14 protein-coding genes are annotated in these 16816 nt (G+C 43.6%); 11 read left to right on the plus strand and 3 right to left on the minus strand.

Annotated features, from left to right (window positions below):
* Positions 1-5: 5 nt before the first annotated feature.
* Positions 6-704, minus strand: a complete 699-nt coding sequence (locus M2470_RS02745) for an ABC transporter ATP-binding protein (RefSeq protein WP_280743503.1) — start codon at positions 702-704, stop codon at positions 6-8.
* Between the two features lie 222 nt (positions 705-926).
* On the opposite strand from M2470_RS02745, the gene M2470_RS02750 reads away from it, so the two are divergent.
* The 7 genes from M2470_RS02750 (at position 927) to M2470_RS02780 (ending at position 11447) form a co-directional block, all read left to right on the plus strand.
* Positions 927-2279 carry a sigma-54 dependent transcriptional regulator gene (locus tag M2470_RS02750; RefSeq protein WP_280743502.1) on the plus strand — a complete coding sequence of 451 codons (1353 nt, stop codon included), beginning with the start codon at positions 927-929 and terminating at the stop codon, positions 2277-2279.
* Complete coding sequence (locus M2470_RS02755; protein ID WP_280743501.1) at positions 2276-3559, plus strand: ATP-binding protein; 1284 nt, start codon at positions 2276-2278, stop codon at positions 3557-3559. The genes M2470_RS02750 and M2470_RS02755 overlap by 4 nt, the downstream gene beginning before the upstream one ends.
* Positions 3560-3643: 84 nt before the next feature.
* A complete protein-coding gene (locus M2470_RS02760; protein ID WP_280743500.1) occupies positions 3644-5107 on the plus strand; it encodes a TolC family protein in 1464 nt (487 codons plus the stop codon).
* Positions 5092-6342: an efflux RND transporter periplasmic adaptor subunit gene (locus tag M2470_RS02765; RefSeq protein ID WP_280743499.1), complete on the plus strand. Its 1251-nt coding sequence runs from the start codon at positions 5092-5094 to the stop codon at positions 6340-6342. Before M2470_RS02760 ends, M2470_RS02765 begins: the two co-directional genes overlap by 16 nt.
* A 26-nt stretch (positions 6343-6368) precedes the next feature.
* A complete protein-coding gene (locus M2470_RS02770) occupies positions 6369-8744 on the plus strand; it encodes an ABC transporter permease (protein ID WP_280743498.1) in 2376 nt (791 codons plus the stop codon).
* A 344-nt stretch (positions 8745-9088) separates the two neighbouring features.
* Positions 9089-10594 (plus strand): family 10 glycosylhydrolase, encoded by a 1506-nt coding sequence (locus tag M2470_RS02775; RefSeq protein WP_280743497.1) that lies wholly within the window; start codon positions 9089-9091, stop codon positions 10592-10594.
* A 1-nt stretch (position 10595) separates the two neighbouring features.
* Entirely contained in the window at positions 10596-11447 is an 852-nt protein-coding gene (locus tag M2470_RS02780) for an AraC family transcriptional regulator (protein WP_280743496.1), read from the plus strand.
* Here M2470_RS02780 and M2470_RS02785 read toward each other — a convergent pair.
* Both M2470_RS02785 and M2470_RS02790 read right to left on the minus strand, forming a co-directional pair.
* Complete coding sequence (locus M2470_RS02785; RefSeq protein WP_280743495.1) at positions 11437-12135, minus strand: DUF3868 domain-containing protein; 699 nt, start codon at positions 12133-12135, stop codon at positions 11437-11439. The genes M2470_RS02780 and M2470_RS02785 overlap by 11 nt on opposite strands.
* A 4-nt stretch (positions 12136-12139) precedes the next feature.
* Positions 12140-12697, minus strand: coding sequence for a DUF3575 domain-containing protein (locus M2470_RS02790; protein ID WP_280743494.1), 558 nt, complete (start codon positions 12695-12697; stop codon positions 12140-12142).
* A gap of 155 nt (positions 12698-12852) precedes the next feature.
* Here M2470_RS02790 and M2470_RS02795 point away from each other — a divergent pair, with 155 nt between their 5' ends.
* From M2470_RS02795 to M2470_RS02810, 4 genes are read left to right on the plus strand one after another with little or no spacing between them, the layout of a single operon-like run.
* A complete protein-coding gene (locus M2470_RS02795; RefSeq protein ID WP_280743493.1) occupies positions 12853-13977 on the plus strand; it encodes a clostripain-related cysteine peptidase in 1125 nt (374 codons plus the stop codon).
* 40 nt (positions 13978-14017) lie between these two features.
* Positions 14018-14731: a tRNA threonylcarbamoyladenosine dehydratase gene (locus tag M2470_RS02800; protein WP_280743492.1), complete on the plus strand. Its 714-nt coding sequence runs from the start codon at positions 14018-14020 to the stop codon at positions 14729-14731.
* 3 nt (positions 14732-14734) lie between these two features.
* Positions 14735-15388 (plus strand): ABC transporter ATP-binding protein, encoded by a 654-nt coding sequence (locus tag M2470_RS02805; protein WP_280743491.1) that lies wholly within the window; start codon positions 14735-14737, stop codon positions 15386-15388.
* Between the two features lie 15 nt (positions 15389-15403).
* Entirely contained in the window at positions 15404-16780 is a 1377-nt protein-coding gene (locus M2470_RS02810; protein WP_280743490.1) for a sodium-dependent transporter, read from the plus strand.
* The last annotated feature ends 36 nt before the right edge of the window (positions 16781-16816 follow it).

A 16816-nucleotide genomic window follows, 5' to 3' on the forward strand; every position in this document is an offset into this window, starting at 1 on the left:
CTCTTTTAGTTTGCGGTGTAAGCTAATTCTTTCAGGAAGTTTTCTGTTATCGGCTTTCCATCCAACATGTGGATGATGCGGTTGCTATAGCGGGCATCGTGTGCACTGTGCGTTACCATGATAATAGTAGTTCCGGCATCGTTCAAGGTAGTTAGCAAGTCCATAACTTCCATGCCGTTTTTACTGTCCAGATTACCTGTCGGCTCATCCGCCAGAATCAGTTTCGGTTCGTTAACGATGGCGCGGGCGATGGCTACACGTTGTTGCTGCCCTCCGGAAAGTTGGGAAGGATAATGATTCCGGCGATGGCTGAGCTGAACGCTTTTCAAGGCTTCTTCCACCTTTTGTTTTCGCTCGGATATCTTTACTCCTCCATATAGCAAAGGCAACTCAATGTTTTCGAATACAGTAAGCTCCTCTATCAGGTTGAAGCTCTGGAAAACAAACCCGACATACTCTTTCCGTAAATCGCATCGTTTGTTCTCGTTTAGGTGGCTAACTTCTTTGTCGTTAAAAAGATAAGAGCCGGACGTAGGTTCATCAATCAATCCCAGAATATTCAGTAAAGTAGATTTGCCACATCCTGACGGCCCCATAATAGCTACAAACTCATGTTCTTTGATGTGAAGGGACATATTGTCTAACGCGATTGTTTCTATTTCGTCCGTTCTGTAAACCTTTCTCAAGTCTGTTATTTTAATCATGTCATTAAGTATTTTATGAATAGTGTACACATTCAAGGGCAAGTCTTGTGCCAGTTGATTAATGTGTTGTTAATTATCGTTTTAATAAATCCGGAAGATGATTAAGGTGTCCACTGGCAGACACAAATTGTCCATTTCCGGACGCTTTTTGTTCTCTGAATTATTCTTGATATATTTACAATCAGTTTATTTAAGTACTGTTCGTTTAACAATATAAAGAACATGAATTTACATCAGGCAACTATACTCATTGTAGATGATGATAAAGATATACTGACAGCTGTACGTTTTCTTTTAAAGATGGAGGTAAAGGAGATTCTGACGGAAACAAACCCCGAAAATATCCAAAAACTGATTACGGAGAAGAGTATCGATCTCATTTTACTCGATATGAACTTCAAAAGCTCTGTCAATACCGGCAATGAGGGATTGTTCTGGCTAAAAGAAATAAAGAAGTGGAGGTCTTTTCTGACGGTTATTATGATCACTGCCTATGCGGACATTGATCTGGCGGTCAAAAGCCTGAAAGAGGGGGCAGCCGACTTTATCGTCAAGCCCTGGCATAATGAACATTTGTTGAATGTTCTTTCGGAGACACTTCAAAAACAGACACCTGCCGGAATTAAAGAACGGATCACTCGAAAGAAACCAAATGTGGAAATTGTAGGAGAATCGGAATGTATGCGACTTTTGTTTCACAAATTACAAAAGATTGCTCCTACCGATGCCAACGTATTAATCCTTGGAGAAAATGGGACGGGGAAAGACCTGGTAGCTCGTTCTATTTATCAGTCATCCTTGCGCAGAGATGATCTGTTCGTAAAGGTAGATGTAGGCTCTCTGACCGAAACACTTTTTGAGAGTGAGCTTTTCGGACACAAAAAAGGAGCGTTCACCGATGCGCGGGAAGATCGCAAAGGCTTGATAGAATCGGCTGATAAAGGAACACTTTTCCTCGATGAAATCGGGAATATCAACCTGCAACAGCAAGCCAAACTGCTGACCGTATTGCAAAACCGGGAGATAACCCGCCTGGGAGCTAATACGCCAACCCCTGTAGATATCCGCTTAATTTCTGCCACAAATTTACCCTTGCGGGAATTGGCCAATGAGGAACGTTTCCGCAAAGACCTGATCTATCGGATTAATACGGTAGAGATAACCGTGCCACCCCTTCGCGAACGTGGCTCCGACATCCTTCTGCTGGCCAAACATTTCCTCGAGATATATGGAAAAAAGTATTTCAAGCAAAAGCTCAGTCTTTCCGACTCTGCCCGAAAGAAACTGATGCTCTATCACTATCCCGGAAACGTGCGCGAGCTGCAATACACCATAGAACGAGGTGTAATTATGGCTGATAGTGACGTATTAAGAGCGGAAGATATAACCTTTTCTCCCATTGAACAACAGACAGAAGCTAAGCAATCTATACCAACCCATAACCTGGAAGACCTGGAAAGAACAGCCATAGAACAAGCGGTTCAAAAACATAATGGAAACATATCACAAGCGGCCAAAGAACTGGGATTAACCCGGGGGGCTTTATACCGCCGCTTAGAAAAATACGGACTATGATCATTGTATTATCCATAATTATTATACTACTCCTGGTATATTTAATCTGCTCACAAAGAAAAATATATAGGGATATTGACGATTTTTCCGAAGCAATCATTTACAAAGATTTCTCACGGAGATATCCTGAGAAAAAAGGAAAAAACCAAAAGCTATATACGCAATTTAATGTCATTACGAAAGCCTTTCTGGATCTGGTTAGTGAGAAAGAAGCCCAGCAACACTATCTGAAAAAAATACTTGAATTGGTTGATACCGGGATTCTAGCCTATGATATTGAAACACATGAAACATTGTGGATGAATGATGCTTTTGCTACAATGCTTAATATTCCGCATATTAAAAATATAAACTGGCTAAAAAGGCAGAACGAAAGACTCTTTCGGGAATTGTCGGATATTCCGCTAAATAAGAGCATCCTGATGACTATTCATGCCCAGAAGCAAACGATCAAAACGATGACTAATGCTTCCATTTTTGAAACCGAAGGGAAAACGTATAAGCTCATAGCCTTTCACAACGTAAGCGCCACGATGGAGGAAGTGGAGTCGGGCGCCTGGAAGGGATTACTTAACGTAATGACCCATGAAATAATGAATTCTATAGTCCCTGTTACTTCACTCTCAGATACGCTCAGAAAGAAAATACACACATTCAAAGAAACAGCCTCCGATCTATCTAATCCGGATTGGGAAGATATGGAATTTGCCTTGGATACCATCCACAGGCGGAGTGCAGGCTTACTAAGCTTTGCCGAAACCTATCAAAACTTAACCCAGAAGATTGTACCTAATATGAAACTGCATAATCTTTATGAGTTGATAAATGCGGTGTATTTTCTGATGAATCCCTCTCTGCAACAAAAAGGGATCAGTTTCGGGCTGAAGACAGATAATCCGGATGTAGCAGCGTATATAGACCGGGACCTTATAGAGCAGGTTATCATCAATTTTATTACCAATGCGACCAATGCTGTCAACGGCAAAGAACATCCGGAGATACATCTCTTTTCCGGAAGCGATACAGAAGGGCATCCTTTTATAACTGTAGCAGACAATGGCTTTGGTATTCCTGATGACATTCGTAACAACATCTTCATCCCTTTTTTCAGCACGAAAAAGAATGGGAATGGCATTGGCCTGAGTATCTCGCGTGAAATCGTCAAGCTGCATGATGCGGAAATACATGTACAAAGCGAGGAAAACCAAGGGAGCGCTTTTACAATCTTATTTAGTGTGTGCGACACCGCACGTTTCTTGTGCGCTGATGCACAACAATAGAAGCTGTCTCTTTATTATTTCTTTCTGAATTTCAGCTGATTATATCTGTGGCATGCGTTTTGTTTCAGTTATTGTATGAAACGCATGGATATACGATTATTGGTATTGGCTCTTTGCTTTGCCGCTTTGCAGTTGCAGGCGCAGGATACGCTTCGGCTTACTTTGCGGGAGGCGATAGGGATGGCGCAGGAGCACTCTCCGGAGGCGATTGCGTCGCGGCATAGTTTTCGGGCTTCTTACTGGAACTGGCGATCGTTTAAGGCGAACCTGTTGCCGAGTCTGACTTTTACTTCCAATCCCTACCTGAACCGTTCGATCAGTACAGTTACCAATCCCGATGGAACGGACAATTTTGTTCATCGGAACCAGCTTTCGGTGGATGGCGGATTGACAATTAACCAAAATATTCCCTTTACCGGAGGTAGCTTATATGTAAATACGGCCTTGCAACGTCTGGATATGTTTGAGAATGATATTACTTCTTACAAGAGCTCTCCCATAGTTATAGGCTATGAGCAGAATCTGTTTGGCTATAATACGTTGAAATGGGACAAAAAGATAGAGCCGGTACGCTATGAGGAGGCGAAGAAAACACTCGTTGAGGCGCTTGAACTGGTGGCTGCCCGGACAACTTTGAAGTTTTTTCAACTGGCATCGGCACAAACAAACTGGGAGATCGCCCTCTTCAATCATGCCAATGCCGATACCCTTTACCAGTTTGCCCAAGGGAGATACAACATCGGGACAATCACCGAAAATGAGATGCTGCAATTAGAGATTAACCTCCTGACAGAGCAGACCAATATGATGAATGCACGGATCGAAATGGACGATTACATCCAGGAGCTCCGGAGCTATCTGGGGATCAATGAAAATGTCTACCTCTTTGTTGATGTAGAAGAGGCTGTTCCCGCTTTTAGTGTCCCAATCGACCGGGCGCTGGTTTCGGCATACGAGAACAATCCGCAACTGGAAACCTTACAGCGGCGGAAGCTGGAAAGCGAAAGTGCCGTTGCCTTGGCAAAGGCGGAGAGGGGCTTCCGAGCCGATCTGTACGTGCAGTTTGGTCTGACGCAAAGCGATGAAAAGCTGAAAAAAAGCTATCGCGACCCGATGGATCAGCAGCAGGTGAGCATCGGTATCCGTATCCCGATAGTAGACTGGGGCGTAGGCAAAGGCAAGGTGCAAGTAGCTGTCAGCAACCGGGACAAGGTATATACGGAAGTAGCCCAGGAGCAAACCGACTTTGAGCTAAATGTGCTGAAATTGGTGAAACAGTTCAACTTACAGACCGACAAAGTACGTATCGCGAAGAAAACAGACCAGACAGCCAGGCGTCGTAATGAAGTAGCGCAACGCCTATACCTGCTGGGAAAGTCCGACATCCTCGATTTAAAGGCTTCTATCACAGAGAAAGACACGGCACGCAGAGCCTACATCACAGCCTTATACAATTACTGGAATCTGTATTACGGCGTGCGAAGCCTCACCGGATACGATTTTGAAAAGAATAAATCAATAACTGAAACAACATGGATAAACCGATAAAAAAGAAATCGGCTTATTATCGCTACCGGTATTATATCCTTGGCGGGATTGCCTTTGTGGCACTGCTTATTTATGTGGGGATGGTTGCTGCCGGAGGTTCTAAGTTGAGGGCAGATGCCGACAACCTGATCGTAGGCGAGGCAGTTGCCGGGAAGTTCCTTGAGTATGTAGACGTAGAGGGCGTAGTGCAACCCATTCTGACCATCAAGATCAACACCCGCGAAACAGGCAGCGTAGAACGGATTATTGCCGAAGAAGGAGCCATGCTTGAAAAGGGGGATACCATCCTTACATTGACCAATCCAGACTTAGTCCGCATCATTGACGATCAGCGCGACGAATGGGAAAAGCAACTCATCTCCTTTAAAGAAAAAGAGATAGAAATGGAGCAGAAAAGCATCAACCTACAGCAACAGGCCCTGCAGACAAGCTATGAGCTGGATCGCCTGAAAAAGAGTTTTGCCCTGGATGAGGAAGAGTTTAATATGGGCGTAAAAAGCAAAGCTCAACTGGATTTGCAACGCGATGAATTCGACTATAAAACGCAAAGTACTGCTTTGCAACTGGAAGGCCTACGGCATGATAGCGCCGTTACAGTCTTGCGCAAAGAACTGAAGAAAAACGACCTGGAGCGTGAGCAGAAGAAATACCTCCGGGCGCTCGACCGGATGGAGCAACTAATCATCCGCGCCCCGATCTCCGGGCAACTTAGTTTTGTAAAGGTAACCCCCGGCCAGCAGGTGCAGAGCGCCGAGAGTATTGCCGAGATTAAAGTGCTCGACCAGTTTAAGATACACGCCTCCCTGAGCGAGTATTACATCGACCGCATCACCACCGGACTTCCGGCTACTGTCAGTTGGCAAGGCAGCAAGTATCCGCTGCGGATCACGAAAGTAGTCCCCGAAGTAAAAGACCGTAGCTTTGATGTAGACCTTGTTTTCACCGAGGCTTTGCCGGAGCATATCCGTATCGGGAAGAGCTTTCGTGTGCAGGTAGAACTGGGTCAGCCGGAAGACGCCTTGGTTATTCCCCGGGGAGATTTCTTTCAATCCACCGGAGGCCAATGGATATACAAACTGAACAAGGAAGGTACGAAAGCCGTACGAACCCCCATCAGTATCGGACGGCAAAATCCCCAACAATACGAAATCACCAACGGATTACAGCCCAGCGACAAAGTAATTGTCACCGGATATGCTACCTTTGGAGATGCCCAGGAGTTAATTCTGAAATAAACAAAACGTATTTGATAGTAAAAATCATGAAAGTCATTCAATTAGGGATACGCTCTTTGTTACGTTTTCGGTTGTATACAACTGTAAACATCCTTGGCCTGGCGCTTGCTTTGGCTTGTTTTATTCTTATTTTCAGGTATGTATATAGCGAGTATTCTACCGACCATTATATAAAGGATATCGGCAGAGTTTGTTTTCTTACATACGAGGAAGAGCAGACGCATAATGTGCGCATCACTGGTAGTGGAAAGACTGCCGGATGGATGTCTCCCAATCCGTTGGAAGACAAAGATGTGGAGATGATGTCTGTCTTTTATCCGTTTGACGGGCAGATTATGGTGAATGAACAGTCGTATTCTGCTGCATCTTTTGCTGCTGATACGAACTTCTTTAAGTTGCTGACTCTTCCTATCCTGAAAACCAATGGTAGCCCCCTGTTGGCTCGTCCGGACGAAGTGATCGTTTCGGAAGAATTGGCGGATAAATTGTTTGCCAAGGCAGACCCTATCGGGCAAACAATCGTTTCTTCCAAAGGTGATCTGTTGACGGTTACAGGTGTTTTTGGAAAGCCACGAACAAAGATCTCGTTTTCTTTTGACATGGTAGAAAGTTCGCATGAAGAGGATGATAAATTGGTTGGCTCTTATCATCTTGTATTACTCAGAAAGGGATGTGATGTGAAAGCGCTGAATGCCCGCTATGATCAATTCAAGAAAATAGGAGAGGAGGATCGTTACAAGGTTCAGTTCTTTCCATTAAAGAAGCTCTATTTTGACAATCAGCTCATTACCTTTTTACCGAAAAAAGTAACGGGAAATATTACTTATTTGCTCTTACTCTTTGGTGTTGCTTTGTTAATCTTGTTTATCGGGCTTTTCAACTTTGTCAATATATATACTGTCTTGATGCTGAAGCGGGCGCGTGAATTTGGCATGAAAAAAGTATTTGGGGCCAACAAGAGGCAGTTGGCTATGCAGTTGTATGCCGAAAATATAGTTATGACGGGTATAGCCCTTTTCATCGCATGGGTCTTAGTAGAGTTGGGCTCCCTTCTTTTCCATGCCTATATTGGGCTTCCGACGCGTAGTAGCTTTTCTTTTAACATACTGCTGTCTGTCGGTATTCTTTTTATCCTACCGTTGGTTACATCGCTCTATCCCTATATCCGGTATATGTATGCTAGTCCGATTACATCGATACGCTCGGTGAACAGGGCAGGGGCTTCTGTTGTCTCCCGCAGCTTGTTTTTATGTTGCCAATATACCATTACGATAGCTTTAATCATTTCTTCACTGTTCTTTATTCGACAGCTGAATTTTATGATGAATATGGATTTAGGCTATGAAACAGAGAATATAATCAAGATACCTCCGCTTCGATCTCCGAACAGTAATTCGATGGATGCCTGGAATGAATACTTTAGGAAAATGGAGTATGTGGAGAAAGCGCTGAAAGAATCTCCATTAGTTCTTGATTATGCCTTTGCCAATACCCCTTCCAATATCAATTCTACTCCGTATTCTGTATATGTTCCGGGGAAAGAACGTATGAATATTTCGGCAGACGTAAGTAGCGGAAGCCAGTTCCGTATCTTAGGCTTCAAACCTAAAGTAGGTCGTATTTGGGACGATTCGATCGATAGTTTTGAGGATTTTAATGTTATTATCAACGAATCGGCAAAAGCCGTATTAGGAATAACGGATATAGATAAGGCAACTGTTATTTCCGATGGCTTTTTCGTCTGGTATAGCGGTATTGACAAGGATCGCCGTCCGGAATACCGTGTTATAGGGGTAATAGAAGACTTCAATACCGGGCATCTTTCCAAAGCCGTTCCTCCTCTTATTTTTTATTATTACAAACACTCTCAGGCCTCCTTGTTGGTGAAAATCATACCAGACAAGAAGCAGGAAACGATCAGCTGGCTCCGGCAAGTGTATGGGGAGATAAGCGGTGATACGTTCAGCTATCAATTCCTGGAAGACGAAGTGAAAGCGCTGTATGATTCGGATCGGATGCTGACTCATATCCTGACGTTCTTTTCCATCATTGCTATCCTGATTTCATCGATGGGATTGTTTAGCTTGTCACTGTTTGACATCCAGCAACGCTATCACGAGATTGCCATAAGAAAGGTGAACGGAGCCTCTTCGGGAGCTATCCTGCTCTTGTTATTACGGAAATATTACCTCTTGCTGGGACTTGCTTTCCTGATCGCTGCGCCTATCTCCTGGCTGGCCATCACCAAGTACCTGGAAGGCTTTGCCCATAAGGCCTCCATTGCCTGGTGGCTCTTTGTCGTAGCCTTTATCGTTACAGCCGCTATATCCTTACTCACACTCATCATTCAAATAACAAAAGCCGCCAATACCGACCCTTCCAAGGTAATCCGGGCGGAATAAAAACAGGAGATTGTAATATGAGCTTTATCCCAGATACGCCGTTGGCGTTTGCTGCTGTGCTAATGCTTGTTTGTCTTCATATCCAGCTGTTTGCGGGTGAGTTTCGCTATTTTTCATGGGGTGAAACTAAAAGTTTCACCTAGGTGAGAATCTTTTCTCATGGCGTTGAGAAAAAATTCTCATGCGGGTGAGAAAAAATTCTCATCGGGATGAAATTTTTGTTCTTTGGATAAAAATGAGTGAAACTTACGCGAAAAAGGAAGCACACTTTGTTTTTGATAAATAATGAATATTTTGAATATAAAGTGTACCTTTGTGATAGCAAAACGGATACAAGCGTACTTATGCGTGGAAGATATATATACTTCTTATTGTTCATTGTATTTTGTCTGTTGACAGGATGCGCTACTTCGCGCCAGCGATTAAAAGATAAAGACAGGATACCCAAACGAGAATTTCGAGGCGCTTGGATACAGACGGTTTTTCAAGGTGAATACAAGGATATGAGCCCCTCTCAGATGAAGACCGACTTCGTTCGTAAGCTCGATTTTCTGCAGGATTGTGGGATCAATGCGATTGTATTTCAGGTAAGGCCCGAGGCGGATGCCTTCTATCTGTCGGAGCTGGAACCCTGGAGCCGTTTTTATACCGGAACACAAGGGCTGGCGCCGGAAGGTAACTTCGACCTGATGGCTTTTCTGATCGCCGAATGCCACAAACGCAATATGGAATTCCATGCCTGGCTGAACCCTTACCGGGCAGCTGCTTCGGCTACTCTTGAATTTGCCGAGTCGCATATTGTAAACACCTATCCGGGACGTTTTGTCAGATATAATAATCAGATACTTTTTGATCCCGGCCAGCCGCAGAATAGGCACTTTATCTGCGATGTGGTGAAGGATATCGTCAGCCGTTACGATGTGGATGCCATCCACATGGACGATTATTTCTATCCCTATCCGGCAGCAGGTGTTCCTTTTCCCGACGATAAGAGTTTTGAGCGCTACGGCAAGTCTAAAGGCTATACCGAAGCAACGCGTGGCGACTGGCGGCGCGAGAATGTAAATACCCTGATAAAAGAACTCAAGCAAACGATACAGGCTGCAAAGCCTTGGGTGCGTTTCGGTATCAGCCCCTTTGGCATTTATCGTAACAAGAAAAGCACACCTGATGGCTCAGGCAGCGAAACCAGCGGGCTTCAAAATTATGACGATTTATATGCCGATGTGCTCTGTTGGGTAGAGCAAGGCTGGATAGACTATAACATCCCCCAGCTTTACTGGGAGATCGGACATGCTTCGGCCGACTATGTGCCGCTTATCAAGTGGTGGGACGCGCATGCCGGGGATGCTCATTTATATATCGGGCAGGATGTTGCCCGTACGATGAAATCGGATCATTTAGCCCAAAAGATGGAATATGCCCGTACGTATCCGCATGTAGGGGGAAATTGCTTTTGGCCTGCCAATGAGATCTTGTGGAACAACAAAGGCGTAGCCGACAGTCTGAAGCAACACTATCATCGCTATCCGGCTCTGATCCCGGCCTATACGAATATGTATGACCGGAGTCCGGAAATGGTTAAAAACCTGAAGGTAGAAAAGCAAGCAAACGGGATCATGCTAAACTGGAATGCTGCTTCAACTTCTCATTATTATGTAGTATATTACTTTGCGAAGGGCGAAAAGGTGGATTTGAATAATCCGAAATGTATCTTCGAGATTACTCAGGATGCGGCTTGTTTCCTGCCTTACCGGAACAAGGGTAAAGATAGCTTTCGTGTGGTTGTAACGGCTGTAGACCGCTACCATAACGAGAGTAAAGGCGAAAGAATTAAACTGAAACTATAATATGTTCGAAGAAAGATGCAATAAATATACCGATTGTGCTTCCTGCGGACAGTTCAGGAAGGGCATTTTCAAGTTTCGCAGTTTTCCCCGTGGCATATTCCTTCCCAAGGAAAGATGCTCGCAGAATATCATGTATTTTATATTGAAGGGAGAGGTATGGGTGAATAGCAATGAGCATCCCGATACGATCCTGAGAGAAGGACAATTTATTCTTCAGCCGGTTGGTTCGTCTGTGGAATTCAGGATACATACTCCGGTAGAATCGGTGTTATATTTGTTCGACAGGCTGCAGAATGTCTGTGATTCCCGTTTTCAGGCGGGGCTGAGTTTTGTGGAAGGAGTAACTCCTGCCTCTTCTGTTATGAAGACTTGTGCTTTTTTGCGTCATTACCTGGAAGGTATGAAATTGCTGCTCAATGATGATTTGCTTTGTGCCGGCTTGATACAAGCAAAACAAACCGAGTTGTTCTATTTGCTGAACAGTTATTATACGATAAAGGATTTGTCGGCTTTTTATTCTCCTATTTACAGCCACGGAAGAAGCTTCCATTATTTTGTTATGAACAACTACCAGCAGGCCAAGGATGTTGAGGCTTTTGCCCAGTTAGGTGGCTACACCGTCCCTACCTTCAGGAGGCTGTTTAAAGAAACATTTGATGAGCCTGTGTATCAATGGATGCTCAAGCAAAAGAAGCTGGATATCTTTAATGATATAACTACAACAGACATGTCGATAACCGACATTAGTACTAAACACGGTTTTGAATCTTTAGCGAACTTCTCGCATTTCTGTCGATCCAATTTCGGGAAATCCCCCCGGGCGCTCCGCGCGGATAATGTTACTACTTTCTGATTTGTTGGGAAGGATACTCTCCTTGTCTGTATCTGAGAGTAGGTAATTGCTCCTGTTGCTGTTGTTTTGTCTGAGGTTGTTGAACCTGGCTGTTCTGAGTCGGTTGCGTTTTGTTTACAATCGGCTTGTCCTGTGTTTGCTCCGGGGCAACTGTATTTGTACGAGTTGCTGTCCGGCGGGGGCTATTTGCATTAGTGATACGCAAAGACTTCTCCAATACATCGGTAAAGGAATCTTTTACGTTGTTGTTGTAATCAAGCACTTCTCCGATCAACAGGAGCTGACAGTTGTTCATCCAGGAACGGTAGGCAAATGCATCTTTATAAGGCAGGAACTGAATCAGGTCTTCGTCGTTTTTAAGGACGGCATACGCATCGCCTTTGGCAGCTTCCAGTCCGTACAGATTAACGGCCCGTTCAAACATTTTCCGTTTGTTTGCCCCGTTGATAATTACTGCCGGCAGGTACTCGATATTATTCCCTTTTTTCAAGGCCAGAGTAAGCGATAAACTTTCACGTTTCCCTATATATACGTGATTAATCCTGATATCCATATCAAGATTTAATGTTTGCCCTTTCAGGTTTGCGGCATTTAATTTTACCGTTACGGTTCCGGCTTCCTGGGCTTGTACAAGCGGAGAAAAGCCAAGTATTATAATGCCTATGATGATAGTAAATATAGATTTCATAGTTTTATTTTATAATGTAAATGATACTGATGCCGAGTTTTGTCGGTCCAAAGTAACTTTTGGTAAAACGTCCTTCCAATTGCTGGCTTTTGATGAGCGTTTTATCATATTCAAAATTCAAATAACCAATCCCGGCTGTAAATTCAATGTTTACACGGGGGGTAACATACAGGGAGTATCCATACGATACACCTCCTCCGTAGGCTGTACCTACGTATTGATATTTTCGTTTAAAATCGGCAAGAGAAAAATCCAGTCGTGAGATATCATAGTCTGCATACATTGCATGTACGCCAAAAAAATGTCCGTTAAAACTTTCGAATAACCAATAGCGAGCTTCCGGTTGTATCATCCAGTGTTTCCAGGATTTATCACCTACATCCCAGCCATTATAGTTTCCGGATAAATCAACAGAGATTCTTTTATTAATAGCATATTCAGCTCCGATATTTATCGATGCAGTTGCGTCATATACAAGGTTGCTTTTTATAGCTATTTGTTGTGCATTTATTGCGGAAATTATGCATACGCCAAACAGGAGGCTCAACCATATTTTGTTCATACTACTTTTATGTTTATCAACGTTTATTAAACTGCAAATATAAATAAAAAGTTCATTGTAAGAGTAAAAGCTCTTTAAAAGATGACTAAACGTCGTGCATTTTGCAGAATTATATAAAAAGTCGTATCTTTGTTGTCTAATTAATGTAACAAAGAATGAAATTAAAGTACCTATACTGTTTAATCGTTTTTCTATTTGCCTTTACTTCTTGTTCAGACAAGGCCGAAGAGCCCGATTTATCACCTAAACGTACGGTATTAGTTTACGTTGTAGGAAGTAATTTGACCGGAAATATAAATGAAAATATCAGAGATATGATTTCCGTTGCCACTCCGGAAAACCTGAATGGAGGACATTTGGTAGTTTTTTTCTCAACAAGCAAAGATAAAGCTGAACTTTACGAGATAAAAACGGATGAAAACGGAGTGGTTGGCAAAAGCATGATCGCAGAATATGAAGGAAAAAGCGCCATTGCGGTGGAAACCATGAATGAAATTGTAGATAAGGTGGTTTCTATGTATCCTTCGGATGGCTATGGCATGATCTTCTCAAGTCATGGTACGGCTTGGTTGCCTACGAATTATTCAACGATGCTCCGTTCCTTCGGCGAAGAATCCGGTAAAAACATGGAGATTTATGAACTGAAGGAGGCTTTATCCGGTTTCCATTTTGACTTTTTGCTCTTCGATGTGTGTTCTTTTGGAGCCATTGAATGTATGTACGAGCTAAAGGATAGAGCCGATTACATCGTATCTTCTCCGTCTGAAATATTACGTGCCGGTTTCCCCTATGCTAAGATATTGCCTTGTTTGTTCACTACGGAGGCAGATCTACAAGGAGTAGTGGCAGGCTTTAAAGAGTATTATGTCCCGTCTTCTTACGGCAATGTATCTGTTGTTAAGACAGAAGCCCTGGATGAATTGGCGACAATCGTAAAAGAAATAATGGCAGCAGTAGGAGAGGAAGATCTTCTTTCGCTTCCTCTCAGTGATATACAGTACTTATCCTATTTGCCGTATGCGCCTACCAAATTGTACGACTTGAGCGCCTATATCCGGGAAATAGCAACTGTCGACCAGTATGCCCGCTTTACGGCATGCCTGGATAAAATCGTTGTCAACAAGTATTCTTCCGATGTAGTTGTTTGCCAGAATGGATATGAAAAAATACCTATCGAAGAATATTCGGGATTAACGATTTATCCGCTTCAAAGCAGCCTGACACAGCTGAATGCCTGGTATAATAATAATTTATTGTGGTCTAAATATATCTACCAGTAATCACTTTTAATTACTTTTGTATGCAGAAGTAAATAAGAGCATGAATTACCCGTGGAATACCCGTACCCAATTATTACTTGGCGACGAAAGGACGAATTATCTGTCTCGCTGCCACGTGTTGGTTGTTGGCTTGGGAGGCGTGGGCGCTTATGCTGCCGAACAGATCTGCCGGGCCGGTGTTGGTAAGATGACAATTGTAGACGCCGATACTGTAAATGAAAGCAACATAAATCGTCAGATTCCGGCCTTGCATTCTACCTTAGGAAAGTCGAAAGCTGAGGTGATGGGTGAACGTTTGCTGGATATTAATCCGGAGCTGGAACTGACAATAATCAACGAATTTTTAAGAGATGAACGGACGGAAGAGGTAATAGCTTCTGCCCGTTTTAATTTTATAGTAGATGCGATAGATTCGCTTAGTCCGAAGGTGTTTTTGCTTTATCATGCCGTGAAACAGCAGATACCGGTAGTCTCTTCTATGGGAGCCGGAGCGAAGATCGATCCGTCGCAAATAAAGATAGCCGATATCTCGAAAACCATGAATTGCAACCTGGCAAAAGCGGTGCGCAAACGCCTGCGGGGGAAAGGGATCAACAAAGGAATACCGGTAGTATTTTCTACAGAAATAGCCAATATGGAAGCTGTAGTGGAAGTAGAAGGCGAGATGTGTAAGCGGACTACTACGGGGACTGTGTCTTATATGCCGGCTATTTTCGGATGCTTTCTGGCGTCTTATGTCATACGTAATTTGTAACCCATGATACATACAAGAGGAGTAAAGAAAAGTTTCGGGTCATTGCAGGTGTTAAAAGGTATAGACCTGAATATTGCCAAGAGTGAGATAGTTGCTATTGTTGGCCCAAGCGGTGCCGGGAAGACTACTTTGCTGCAAATTATCGGAACCTTGGATATGCCGAACAGTGGAATGTTGGTTATTAATGATACGGATACCAGTCGTTTGAAAGACAAAGAACTGGCGGCTTTCCGGAATCGTAATATCGGCTTTGTCTTCCAGTTTCATCAATTACTCCCCGAATTCACCGCTTTGGAGAATGTGATGATCCCTGCTCTGATAGGAAAAGAAAAGCCGCAGGTAGCAGAAAAGAAAGCAAAAGATATTCTGGATTTCCTGAAGTTGTCCGACCGGATGGAACATAAACCGGCCGAATTATCCGGTGGAGAGAAACAAAGGGTGGCTGTTGCGCGTGCTTTAATCAACGACCCTGCAGTTATTCTGGCGGATGAGCCTTCAGGTAGCCTGGATACGAAAAATAAAGAAGAGTTACATGCCCTGTTTTTTGAGCTTCGTGACAAGATGAAGCAAACCTTTGTCATTGTTACGCATGATGAACAACTGGCTCAGCATACCGACCGTATCATCCACATGAAAGACGGTGTAATCATAGAATAAAGAAGATATAAGCTTATGACTGAAAATATCAGGCCGACTTTTGGCAGTAAAATAGGTGTTGTATTAGCGACGGTAGGCTCTGCTGTAGGCTTGGGTAATATCTGGCGTTTTCCTTATATGCTGGGTGAGAATGGGGGAGCAGCTTTCCTGCTTGTTTATATTATCTGTATTCTGGGCTTAGGGCTTCCTGTTATGATTACGGAGTTCTTTATTGGGAGGCACACGCACCGAAATGCAGCCGGAGCGTTCAAGGCATTGGCGCCGGGTTCAAAATGGAGCCTCATAGGATATAATGGTGTATTGGCTGCTTTCCTGATATTGGGTTTTTATTCTGTTGTTTCAGGTTGGACATTGGAGTATCTAACGCAAGCAGCTACCGGATCATTGAGTGGTAAGTCTGCTGCTGAGTTTGCCGAAGATTTTAGTCTTTTTTCCTCCGGTATCTTTCGTCCGATATTCTGGACTGCCCTTTTCATCGCTATAACACATATTGTAATTGTTTCCGGAGTGAAGAAAGGTATCGAGAGAGCCTCCAAAATAATGATGCCTCTGCTATTCCTGATTCTGGTCGTACTGTGCGTTCGTTCGGTAACTCTGGATGGCGCCGAAAAAGGTTTGTCTTTTTTGTTTAACCCGCACTTCGACAAGATTGACTCCTCCGTGATATTAAGTGGGATGGGGCAAGCCTTCTTTTCTCTCAGTATCGGGATGGGCTGTCTGATTACTTATTCGTCTTATTTCTCGAAAACAACGGATTTACAACGAACCGCTCTGGAGGTTACTATCCTGGATACCTTGGTGGCCTTGCTGGCCGGTATCATGATCTTTCCGGCTGTGTTTAGCTTTGGTATTGAGCCTACCGCCGGTCCGGAACTGGTGTTTATTACACTTCCGAACGTGTTTGAACAACTGCCTTGGGGTAGTGTCTGGTCGTTTATCTTTTATATACTGCTTGTCCTGGCAGCTCTTACTTCTACGATTTCATTGCACGAGGTAGCTACCGCTTATGTGCTGGAAGAACATAAATTGTCGCGTGGCAAAGCAGCTCTTCTCGTTTCGCTTGGCGTCTTGATTCTGGGTGTTGTCAGCTCTTTGTCTATGGGTGTATGGAAGGAATATACCATATTCGGGCTTACTTTCTTTAACTTCCTGGATTATCTGACGGCTAAAATCATGCTGCCTTTCGGGGGGATGTTAATCTGTATCTTTGTCGGCAGGCGGGTCGATACGAAAATATTGAAAGCTGAGTTGACAAACGAAGGAAGCATTTCTTTCCACTTTTTCAATACCTATGCGTTTTTTATGAAGTATGTGGCTCCGGTAGCTATTGCCCTTATATTCCTGCATGAACTGGGTATTATCCGGTGGGTTAAAGGTCTGGCAGGCGGTTGATTTTATAGCTTCAATTAAAAATATTTTAAAACCTTG

It is taken from the genome of Parabacteroides sp. PH5-46, from assembly GCF_029892785.1.
Taxonomy (GTDB): Bacteria; Bacteroidota; Bacteroidia; order Bacteroidales; family Tannerellaceae; genus DFXE01.